3 protein-coding genes are annotated in these 11,950 nt (G+C 64.9%); all 3 read left to right on the top strand.

Annotated features, from left to right (window positions below):
- On the top strand, positions 1 to 4,101 hold a 4,101-nt coding region (locus tag QH470_RS11115), incomplete at its 5' end, for an SDR family NAD(P)-dependent oxidoreductase (protein WP_483243934.1).
- A 70-nt stretch (positions 4,102 to 4,171) separates the two neighbouring features.
- The gene (locus QH470_RS11110) at positions 4,172 to 10,567 is read left to right on the top strand and encodes a type I polyketide synthase (protein WP_280272224.1); all 6,396 of its coding nucleotides are present in this window, start codon (positions 4,172 to 4,174) and stop codon (positions 10,565 to 10,567) included.
- Between the two features lie 63 nt (positions 10,568 to 10,630).
- Positions 10,631 to 11,950, top strand: a 1,320-nt coding sequence (locus tag QH470_RS11105; protein ID WP_483243935.1) for a beta-ketoacyl synthase N-terminal-like domain-containing protein, incomplete at its 3' end; no start/stop codon positions are given.

Genomic DNA, 11,950 nt, shown 5'->3' with positions numbered 1-11,950 from the left:
GCGGGGTTGGCGGGTGTGATCAAGATGGTGCAGGCGATGCGTTGTGGGGTGTTGCCGGCGACGTTGCATGTCGATCCGCCGAGTAGTGAGATCGATTGGGATGCAGGGACTGTGCGGTTGTTGAGTTCTCGTCGTGAGTGGGTGTCGTCGGGTCGTCCGCGTCGGGCGGGGGTGTCGTCGTTCGGGATCAGTGGCACGAATGCTCATGTGATCCTGGAACAAGCACCACCACCGGCACCCGACCAACCCGCCGACACGGCGCAGAGGCAGGGAGAGGATCAGCCCGCCGACACGGTGCCGACACAGGTGCAGGTACAAGGACAGTCGACCGGCAGCGGAGGGTCGTCGGTGTTGCCGTGGGTGTTGTCCGCGCGTAGTCCTGCGGCGCTGACCGCTCAGGCGACGCGGTTGCTCGAGTTCCTGCAGACCCATCCTGATGTCGATCCGCGCGCGGTGGCGGCGACGTTGGCGCGGCGCACGGTGTTCGAGCATCGTGCGGTGCTGATCGGCGCCGACCGCGACGAGCTCGAATCCCGCTTGCAGGCTTTCATCGCCGACGAGCCCACCCCCGGCGTCGTGGTGGGACGTGCGGGAACCGAGAGCAAGACGGTGTTCGTCTTTCCTGGTCAGGGGTCGCAATGGTTGGGCATGGGTCGTGAACTCTACGACCGGTACCCGACCTTCGCCGCCGCGTTCGATGCCGTGGCGCGGGCATGTGACGGGATGTTGGATCAGCCATTGCGTGATGTGGTGTGGGGTGAGAACGCCGAGGTCTTGAACAGCACCTTGTATGCGCAGCCGGGTTTGTTCGCTGTGGAGGTGGGGCTGTGTGCCCTGCTGGCGGAATGTGGGATCGCTCCCGATGTGGTGTTGGGTCATTCGCTGGGAGAGATCACCGCCGCCCATATCGCCGGCGTGCTGGATCTTCCGGGTGCGGTGGCGTTGGTGATGGGCCGCGCGCGGTTGATGTCGCAGCTGCCTGCTGGTGGGGCGATGGTGGCCGTGCGGGCGAGTGTGCAAGACGTCGCGCCGTTGCTGGTGGACACCGATGTGAGTCTGGCTGCGGTCAATGGTCCTGCGGCGGTGGTGATTTCGGGTCCTGGGGAGGCGGTCGCCGGTATCGCGTCACGGCTGGGTGAGCAGGGATTCGAGTCGACGAGTTTGGCGGTGTCGCATGCTTTTCATTCGGTGTTGATGCAGCCGATGCTCGCCGAGTTCGCCGAGATCGTTTCGCGGGTCACGGTGTCGGCGCCTGTGGTGGGGATCGTGTCGAATCTGGACGGCCAGTTGCATTCCGAAGGCTTTGGGGCGGGGGATTATTGGGTTCGTCATGTTCGTGAGACGGTCCGTTTCGCCGATTCGATGCACACCCTCGCTCACCACGACCCCGACGCCCGAGTGATCGAGGTCGGACCCGGCGCTTTGACCCCGCTCATTCGCGAAGTCACCACCGCACCGGTGGCGGTCGCGCTGCTGCGTCGACGCCGTGACGCGGTGACCAGCGTGCTGGAATCACTGGCTGCCGCGTTTGTGACAGGCGTGGGTGTGCAGTGGCGGGTGCTGGCCGGTGAGGGTGAGTTGGTGGATGTGCCTCCGTATGCCTTTGAGCGCAAGCGGTATTGGCTCGACGCTCCCGGTGTGGGGGATGCGCGAGGGTTGGGGCAGAGTGGGTGCGCTCATCCGGTCTTGGGGGCCGTGGTGGAATCCCCGACTTCGGGTGAGGTGCTGTTCACCGGCCGGTTGAGCGTGGACTCGCACGGCTGGGTGAAGGATCACGCGGTCGGTTCGGTGACCCTGATCCCGGGAGCGGCGCTGGCCGAATGGGTGTTGTTCGCTGGTGATCGGTTGGAGTGCAACGTTATTCGTGAGTTGGTGTTGCAGGCGCCGTTGGTGGTTCCCGAGCGAGGCGGGGTCGACATTCGCGTGGTCGTGGCGGCTGTCGAGGACGAGGCGGATGGTGGTCGTCGGGTGGAGGTGTTCTCCCGGCCCGAACATGCAGAGGGCAGGTGGAATTCGCATGCTCAGGGCGTGGTCGGCCCGGACACGGGACAGTCGGTCGACGCCGGAGCAGCCCGAGCGTGGCCGCCGGTGGGCGCTGATCGGATCTCGGTCGACGGCTTCTATCAGGCGTGCGCCGAACAGGGTTACCACTACGGCCCGGTGTTCCAGGGACTGAAGGCGGTATGGCGCAGCGAGGGTGAGGTGTTCGCGGAGTTGGCCCTTCCACACGTAGCCGCTGGTGTGGAGGAGTTTCTGGTTCATCCGGCGTTGCTGGACGCGGCGATGCAGGCGATCGGATTCCTCGATCTCCCGCTTCCGGACGGCCAGGTGTTGTTGCCGTTCGCGTGGGAACAGGTCCGCCTCCACGCCCTGGGAGCTCGTCATCTACGGGCCCGGTTGCGCGTGACCGGTGCGCACCGGATCGCCATCGCGCTGCACGACGGAGCGGAAAACCCCGTCGCCGAGGCCACACTCACCGTGCGCGGTGTCGGTTTGAGCGAACTACAAACCATCGACACCGGCGAGGAAACGCTATACACCCTCGACTGGAAACCCACGACGCTGCTGCACGACTCGCCCGGCTCCGAGTCACGCCATGTCCTCAGATATGAATGGCAATGGAACGACGACCTGGACGATCTGCGTAAGTGGTTGCACCGCATCGTCGAGGACGTCCGCTCACATCTACGGACCGCGGATCCACAGTCCACAATTGTGGTCGTCACCGAACAACTTATCCGTGTCGTCGAATCCGATGGCGCAAGTCCCGGCGGTGAATCGGCGTGGGGTTTGTTGCGATCGGTGCAGAACGAATACCCCGACCGTATCGTGCTCGTCGACACCGACGACTGGGACGACACCGCCCTCTCGAAGGCGATCGGTTCTCGCGGTGGCACGCAAGTGGCGGTCCGTGGGCATCGTCACCTCAGCCCGAGAATCCACCCGGTCAGCGCGAGCGGATCGACCTTGCCCAGCCCGCTGCGCATGAGTGAAAAAGGAACGGTGTTGATCACCGGCGGCACCGGTGTCGTCGGCGCATCGCTCGCACGTCACCTCGTGGTGAAACATGGTGCGTCGCGCATTCTGCTGTTGAGCAGAACGGGTTCGACATCTGCCGCCTCGATTTCGTTGTGCGAGGAGCTGCGCTCACGAGGAGCCGCCGTCGACTCGGTCGCCTGCGACGTGAGCGACCGAGCGAGCCTGCGGCGGGTACTGGACATGATTCCCGGCGATGCTCCATTGGTTGGGGTCATTCACGCGGCCGGAGTGCTCGCGGACTCGTCATTCGACGAACTCACCGGAGACGATCTCGACAATGTTCTCGGTGCCAAGGCCGGCGGCGCGTGGAATCTTCACGAACTGACCGCCGACGCGGAACTCGCGTTCTTCATCATGTGTTCTTCCCTCAGCGCGGCTATCGGCACACCAGGTCAGGCGGGCTATGCGGCGGCGAACGGGTTTCTCGACGGCCTCGCCGACTACCGGAGGACCGCTGGGCTTCCGGCCGCGTCGATTGCCTGGGGCCTCTGGGAATCGACGACGGGAATGGGCAGTGACCTGCTGACGGCCGACAACGGCCGGCTCGATCGGTGGGGAATCGGCCCGATGTCCGCGCCGCAAGCGCTTACCGCACTAGATCATGTTCTTACCTCCGACCGGGCACGGACCGTCATTGCGCGCCTGGATCTCGACCGCCTGCGGACGTTGAGCGCCAAAGCAGGCATGTTCGCGATGTTCGGCGATTCCTCCCGCGGCGCGAATCACCTGTCACCGAGCCGCAGAGTCGCCGAGGGTGACTCCGATCTGCTGGCCGAAGTATCGGCGATGACTCCGGAGCAGCGATTGGAAAAGATACGCGAGGTGGTCCTCGACGAACTGTCGGTGGCACTCGGCTTTTCCGACCCCAGCGAGATCGATCCGCGTCGCAGCTTCCAGGATCTCGGGGTGGACTCGCTCAGTGCGATGGAGTTCAGAAACGGAATTTCGGCGGTAACCGGAATACGCATATCGCCGAGCGCGGTCTTCGACTACGAGACGCCCGACGAACTCATCGACTACATCAACGAGCTACTGCCCACCCTCGCCGGTGGTGTCACTTAGGGCGCGCACGACGTATTCGTTGTGGGTTCAGCGCTGCATTAGTCATTAAATTCGATTGGAAGAGGCTGTTATGTCCAATGAGGATGATCTTCGGGAGTATCTGAAGCGGGCCGCGGGGGAGTTGCAGTCGCTGCGGTCGCGGTTGGCCGAGGTCGAGGGTGGGTTGTGTGAACCGGTGGCCGTGGTGGGAATGGGGTGTCGTTTCCCGGGGGAGGTGATGGGCCCGAAGGATTTGTGGGATGTGGTATTCGAAGGTCGGGATGTGGTGTCGGGGATACCCGATGATCGTGGGTGGGATGTCGAGGGCTTTTTCGATCCGCGGGTCGGGGTGGCCGGTAAGTCGTATGTGCGTGAGGGCGGGTTCGTCGGGGGAGTAGGAGATTTCGATGCGGGGTTTTTCGGGATAAGTCCGCGTGAGGCGTCGGCGATGGATCCGCAGCAGCGGTTGTTGTTGGAGGTGTCGTGGGAAGCGTTGGAGCATGCGGGGTTTGATCCGCGGTCGTTGCGCGGCTCGGCGACCGGGGTGTACACGGGGATCGTCGATGAGGACTACGGACCAAGCGTGTGCCAAGACCGAGACGGCTACGCGGGCCATCTGATGACCGGAAAGACCTCGAGTGTGGCCTCGGGGCGGGTGGCGTATGTGTTGGGTTTGGAAGGCCCGGCGGTATCGGTGGATACGGCGTGTTCGTCCTCGTTGGTCGCGTTGCACCTGGCGGTACAGGGGCTGCGGCTGGGGGAGTGTTCGCTGGCGCTGGTCGGCGGCGTGACGGTCATGGCCAATCCGGATATCTACGTGGGCTTTTCGCAGTTGCGTGGGTTGGCTGGGGATGGCCGGTGTAAAGCGTTCAGTTCCAGCGCTGACGGGTTCGGTCCGGCCGAGGGTGCTGCGGTGCTGGTGGTGGAGCGGTTGTCGGATGCGGTGCGGTTGGGACATCGGGTGTTGGCGGTGGTGCGAGGATCGGCGGTGAATCAGGACGGGGCGTCGAATGGTCTGACCGCGCCCAGTGGCCCGGCGCAGCAGCGGGTGATCCGCCAGGCGTGGGCGAACGCTGGGGTTTCCGGTGGCGATGTGGATGTCGTGGAGGCGCACGGCACCGGCACGCCCCTCGGAGACTCGATCGAGGCGCAGGCGCTGATGGCGACCTATGGCCAGGGTCGTGATCCGGGTCGGCCGTTGTGGCTGGGTTCGGTGAAGTCGAACATGGGCCACACTCAAGCCCCGGCGGGGTTGGCGGGTGTGATCAAGATGGTGCAGGCAATGCGTTGTGGGGTGCTACCGGAGACGTTGCACGCCGATCCGCCCAGCAGTGAGATCGATTGGGACGCAGGCACTGTGCGGTTGCTGACCTCCCGCCGTGACTGGCTCTCCCCGGGACGCCCGCGTCGGGCGGGGGTGTCGTCCTTCGGCATCAGCGGCACCAATGCTCACGTCATTCTGGAACAAGCACCACCACCGGCACCCGACCAACCCGCCGACACGGCGCAGAGGCAAGGAGAGGACCAGCCCGCCGATAGGGCGCCGGTGCTGCCGTGGGTTTTGTCGGCGCGTAGTCCCGCGGCGCTGACCGCTCAGGCGACGCGGTTGCTCGAGTTCCTGCAGACCCATCCTGATGTCGATCCGCGCGCGGTGGCGGCGACGTTGGTGCGGCGCACGGTGTTCGAGCACCGCGCTGTGCTGATCGGCGCCGACCGCGACGAACTCGACTCCCGGCTGCAAGCCCTGATCGCCGACGAGCCCGGACCCGGCGTGGTGGTCGGACATGCGAAAAACGAGGGCAAGACGGTGTTCGTCTTCCCCGGCCAGGGCTCTCAATGGCTCGGCATGGGCCGCGAACTCTACGACCAGAACCCTACGTTCGCCGCCGCATTCGACACCGCGGCACAGGCACTCGGAGAGTTCGTCGACTGGAGCCCCTATGACGTTCTGCAGGGCGTCTCGACGGCATCGGGCCTGGATGCGGTCGACGTCCTTCAACCGATGCTGTTCGCCGTGTCGATCGCACTGGCCGAGGCCTGGCGCGCGGCCGGAGTTCAGCCCGACGCTGTCATGGGGCACTCCCAGGGTGAGATCACCGCTGCGTGTGTCGCGGGCGTGTTGTCGCTACGCGAAGCCGCGCGCATAGTCGTCCTGCGCAGCCGGTGCGTGGCGAAACTCTCGGGGCGGGGCGGTATGGCCTCGGTACAGTTGTCGGCCGAAGAATTGCTCCCGCGACTGACCGAATGGCCCGGCCGACTCGACATCGCCGTTGTCAACAGCTCACATAAAACCGTGGTGTCCGGCGACTGCGCGGCCCTCGACGAACTGCTTTCGGAGCTGGAAGCCGAGGGCGTCGACGCCAAGCGGCTACCGGTCGACTACGCGTCGCACTCGCGCCAGATCGACGACATCGAAGACGACATCCGTACCGATCTCGGTGATGTCGTCCCGATCCACGGTGCGACAACCGATTTCATCTCCGCCTTGCACGGCGTCGAGATCGACCCGGCAACCCTCGACGCCGACTACTGGTATTCGAACCTGCGCGAACCCGTCCGGTTCGACAAGGCCGTGCGAGCAGCGGTCCGAGATGGTTGCCGAACGTTCGTCGAAATCAGCCCGCACCCCATCCTCACGGTGCCGGTCGAAGAGAACTGCTACGACGACGACACCGCAACCGCCGTCATCGAGTCGTTGCGCCGCGACGATGGCGGGCTTGACCGCTTCACCGAATCGTTGGCTTCAGCGTTTGTGGTGGGTGTGGGTGTGGAGTGGTCGGTGTTGGTCGGTGGTGGTGAGTTGGTGGATGTGCCTCCGTATGCCTTTGAGCGCATGCGGTATTGGCTGGAGGCTGCCGGTGTGGGGGATGCGCGGGGGTTGGGGCTGAGTGGGTGTGCTCATCCGGTCTTGGGGGCCGTGGTGGAATCCCCGTCTTCGGGTGAGGTGGTGTTCGCCGGCAGGTTGGGGGTGGGTTCGCACGGCTGGGTGAAGGATCATGCGGTCGGTTCGGTGGTCCTGATCCCGGGAGCGGCGCTGGCGGAGTGGGTGTTGTTTGCCGGTGATCGGTTGGGCTGCAATGTAATCCGTGAGTTGGTGTTGCAGGCGCCGTTGGTGGTTCCCGAGCGGGGCGGGGTCGACGTCCGCGTGGTCGTGGCGGCTGTCGAGGACGAGGCGGATGGTGGTCGTCGGGTGGAGGTGTTCTCTCGGCCCGAACATGCTGAGGGCCGGTGGAGTTCGCATGCTCAGGGCGTGGTCGGCCCGGATGCGGAACAGTCCGTCGGTGCGGGTGCGGGTGCGGGTGCGGGTGCGGCCGGCGCGTGGCCGCCGGTGGGTATTGAGCGGGTGTCGGTCGAGGATTTCTATGAGGTATGCGCTGAGCGGGGTTACCACTACGGGCCGGTATTCCAGGGGCTGAGCGCGGTCTGGCGCGGAAACGGCGAGGTGTTCGCCGAGGTCGTGTTGCCGGAAGCGGCGGGGGCCGGTGTGGATGAGTTTCTGATTCATCCGGCGTTGTTGGACGCGGCGATGCAGGCGATCGGGTTTCTCGATCTCCCGGTTCCGGATGGGCAGGTGTTGTTGCCGTTCGCGTGGGAAGAGGTCCGCCTTCATGCGTTGGGGGCACGTCATCTACGGGCCTGGTTGCACGTGATCGGTGAGCACCGGATCGCGATCGTCTTGTACGACAGCGTGGGCCAGCCGGTTGCCGAGGCCATACTCACCGTGCGCGGTGTCGGTTTGAGCGAACTTCACGCCGTCGACACCGGTGAGGAAACGCTGTACATCCTCGACTGGAAACCCGTGGATGTGGGCGAGGTCGATCCGGTGATGGCTGCGGATGCAATCGTGCTGCGCTGCTCGGACACCGGTGTATGGGGTGTGGTGGAGCGGCTTCAGGGTTGGTTGGCTGACGAGGACCAGGGGAGTAGCCGCTGTGTGGTGGTGACCTCGGGCGCGGTCGCTGTCGATGGTTGCGACGCGGTGCCGGGTCTGGTGGATGCCGGTGTATGGGGCTTGTTGCGATCGGTGCAGAACGAGCATCCCGATCGTGTCGTACTCGTCGACATCGATGACTGGGCCGACGTGCAGTGGGCGGTCGCGGCGGTGCTGGCCAGTGCGGAGCCGCAGGCGGCGGTGCGCCGGAAAGTGGTGCAGGTGCCGCGGCTGGTGCGGATGGACGGTTCTTCGGTCATCGATATCAGTGCGGGCGGCACGGAATCGTGGCGGTTGCGAACCACGGGCGCGGGAACGTTGACCGCGGAGAACTTCGTCGCCGAACCGGTTGCCGTGGACGCGGAGCTGGGGGACGGCGAGGTTCGAATCGCTGTGCGCGCCACCGGGATCAACTTCCGGGATGTGCTGGTGGCGTTGGGCATGTATCCAGACCCTGACGCGGTCATCGGCGGTGAGGGCGCGGGGGTTGTGGTGGCGATCGGCGCCGGGGTCACGGATGTGGCTGTGGGCGACCGGGTAATGGGTGTGTTCGAGGGTGTCGGTTCGTTCGCGACCGCGGATTGTCGTGTGGTGGCGCCGATTCCGCAGGGCTGGTCGTTCGCTACCGCGGCCGGTACTCCGGCGGTGTTCTTGACGGCGTATCACGCACTGCGCGACCTTGCCCGCGTGCAGCGGGGTCAGCGCGTGTTGATTCATGCCGCGACCGGCGGGGTGGGGATGGCGGCAATCGCGTTGGCCAGTGTGTGGGGGTTGGAGGTATTCGCCACCGCGAGTCCGGCCAAATGGCCGGTGCTCCGGTCGATGGGTTTGGACGACGGTCATATCTCCACTTCCCGGTCCTCGGAATTCGAGGAAGCGTTCCTGAACGCCACCGAGGGCCAGGGGGTCGATGTCGTGGTGAACTCGCTGGCCGGTGAACTCACCGATGCCTCGCTGCGTCTGCTGCCCCGGGGCGGCCATTTCATCGAGCTGGGCCGCACCGACGTTCGTGATCCGGGCGAAGTGGCGCGGTGTCATCCCGGTGTGAGTTATCAGCCGTTTGTGTTGTTCGAGGTTGGTGAGGATCGTCTCGGGGAGATGTTGCGCGAACTCGCGGCGATGTTCGCGCGCGGGGACATCGAACCTGTCGACACCTCCGCATGGGACGTTCGCCGGCTCCCGGAGATATACCGCTACGTCAGCCAAGCACGGCATGTGGGCAAGACCGTGCTGTCCATCCCGCGCCGGCTCGATCCCCACGGCACCGTCCTCATCACCGGCGGCACCGGAGTACTGGGCGCGGTCTTCGCGCGGCACTTGGTCCAGCACTACGGGGTGCGGCACCTTCTGCTGGTCAGCCGCAGCGGCGCTGCGGCTCCCGGCGCGCAAGACCTGGTGCACGAACTGGCCGCCCTGGGCGCGCACGTCGATGTGGTCGCCTGCGACGTGTCCGACCGCGACGCCCTGCGTGGAGTCTTATCGCAAGTGCCGCAACAACATCCATTGACGGGTGTGGTGCACGCCGCCGGAGTGCTGCGTGACGGCGTCTTCTCGGCACTGACGCTCGACAAATGGGAACCGGTCCTCAAAACCAAAGTCGATACCGCATGGCATCTGCACGAGTTGACCGCCGAGGACGATCTGGCCCTGTTCGTCATGTTCTCTTCTGCCGCAGGGATTCTCGGCTCGCCCGGTCAAGCCAACTACGCGGCCGCCAACACCTTCCTCGACGCGCTGGCCTGTCACCGGCAACGACAAGGACTGGCCGGCATCTCATTGGCCTGGGGGTTCTGGGAGCAGAAGACCGGTCTCACCGAACATTTGGGTGATCAGGACTCGGCCAGGATGGCCCGCAGCGGGTTTCTGCCCATGACCACGGCCGAGGGCCTGGCGATGTTCGACGCCGCGATCGACTCCGGTCACCCCCTGGTGATTCCCGCGCGGATCGACACCGCGGCTCTCACCGCAGCAGGTTCGGTGCCGGCCATAGCCCGTCTCGTCGCCCGGTCTCGGCGCCGCGCCAGCAACGAGGAGAGCGCCCAGCAATCCAAACTTTCCGCACTGTTGCACGGGCACAACGAAACTGAGCAAGAGCGTCTCATTCTGGAGTTCGTGCGCGGTCAGGTCGCCGTCGTCCTCGGACACGACACACCCGCCAGCATTCCTCCCGAGGAACCGTTCAAAAGCCTGGGCTTCGACTCCCTCAGCGCTGTCGAATTCCGTAACCGCCTCCAAACCGCCACCGGTCTGAAGATCCCCGCCACCATGGTCTTCGACCACCCCACACCCAAAGCACTCGCCTACCACCTCCGCACCCAAATCACCCCACAACACACCACTACCGACACCGACAACCACATAACCGAACTGATGGAACTGCTGAGTCGCGTCGAGGAGCGATTTGCTGCGGTACAGCTCGGCGAATCTATCAAGGGAACCGTGCTCCGCCGGATGCGGAATATCGAACGCAAACTCAACGACGGCCCTACCGATCGGGTCGCCGACCTCGACACGATCGACGATGCCTCCCTTTTCAGCGTGATCGACGGGGGCTAATTGTCGGGCGTCGGCACAAGTTCGTTGTCGGTTCAGCGCTGGGTGCGCTGTGTTGGTACGTGAATTCGATTGGAAGGGGCTGTTATGTCCAATGAGGATGATCTTCGGGAGTATCTGAAGCGGGCTGCGGGGGAGTTGCAGTCGTTGCGGTCGCGGTTGGCTGTGGTTGAGGGTGGGTTGTGTGAGCCGGTGGCGGTGGTGGGGATGGGGTGTCGTTTTCCGGGTGGGGTGGGGGGTCCGGGGGGTTTGTGGGATGTGGTGGTGGAGGGTCGGGATGTGGTGTCGGGGTTTCCTGGTGATCGTGGGTGGGATGTGGAGGGTGTGTTCGATCCGCGGGTGGGTGTGGCGGGTAGGTCGTATGTGCGTGAGGGTGGGTTTGTGGAGGGGGTGGCTGATTTTGATGCGGGTTTTTTCGGGGTGAGTCCGCGTGAGGCGTTGGCGATGGATCCGCAGCAGCGGTTGTTGTTGGAGGTGTCGTGGGAGGCGTTGGAGTATGGGGGGTTTGATCCGCGGTTGTTGCGTGGTTCGGCGACGGGTGTGTATGTGGGGGTGGCGGGGTCGGATTATGCGGCGCGGTTTGGTGGTAGGGCGCCTGTGGGGTTCGGGGGTTTTGTGGGTGAGGGTAATGCGGTGAGTGTGGCGTCGGGGCGGGTGGCGTATGTGTTGGGTTTGGAGGGGCCGGCGGTGTCGGTGGATACGGCGTGTTCGTCGTCGTTGGTGGCGTTGCATTTGGCGGTGCAGGGTTTGCGGTTGGGGGAGTGTTCGTTGGCGTTGGTGGGTGGGGTGACGGTGTGGTCGTCGATGGCGATGTTTGTGGAGTTTTCGCAGTTGCGTGGGTTGGCGGGGGATGGTCGGTGTAAGGCGTTCGGTGCTGGTGCTGATGGGTTCGGTCCGGCTGAGGGTGTGGCGGTGTTGGTGGTGGAGCGGTTGTCGGATGCGGTGCGGTTGGGGCATCGGGTGTTGGGTGTGGTGCGGGGTTCGGCGGTGAATCAGGATGGGGCGTCGAATGGTTTGACGGCGCCGAGTGGTCGGGCGCAGGAGCGGGTGATCCGCCAGGCGTGGGCGAACGCTGGGGTTTCCGGTGGTGATGTGGATGTGGTGGAGGCGCACGGCACCGGCACGCCCCTCGGTGATCCGATCGAGGCGCAGGCGTTGATGGCGACTTATGGTCGGGGTCGTGATCCGGGTCGGCCGTTGTGGTTGGGTTCGGTGAAGTCGAATGTGGGTCATGCTCAGGCTGCGGCGGGGTTGGCGGGTGTGATCAAGATGGTGCAGGCGATGCGTTGTGGGGTGTTGCCGGCGACGTTGCATGTCGATCCGCCGAGTAGTGAGATCGATTGGGATGCAGGGACTGTGCGGTTGTTGAGTTCTCGTCGTGAGTGG

The sequence above is a fragment of the Nocardia wallacei genome (assembly GCF_029868745.1).
Lineage (GTDB): Bacteria > Actinomycetota > Actinomycetes > Mycobacteriales > Mycobacteriaceae > Nocardia > Nocardia wallacei_B.
This window is presented reverse-complemented; position numbering and strand designations above follow the sequence as displayed.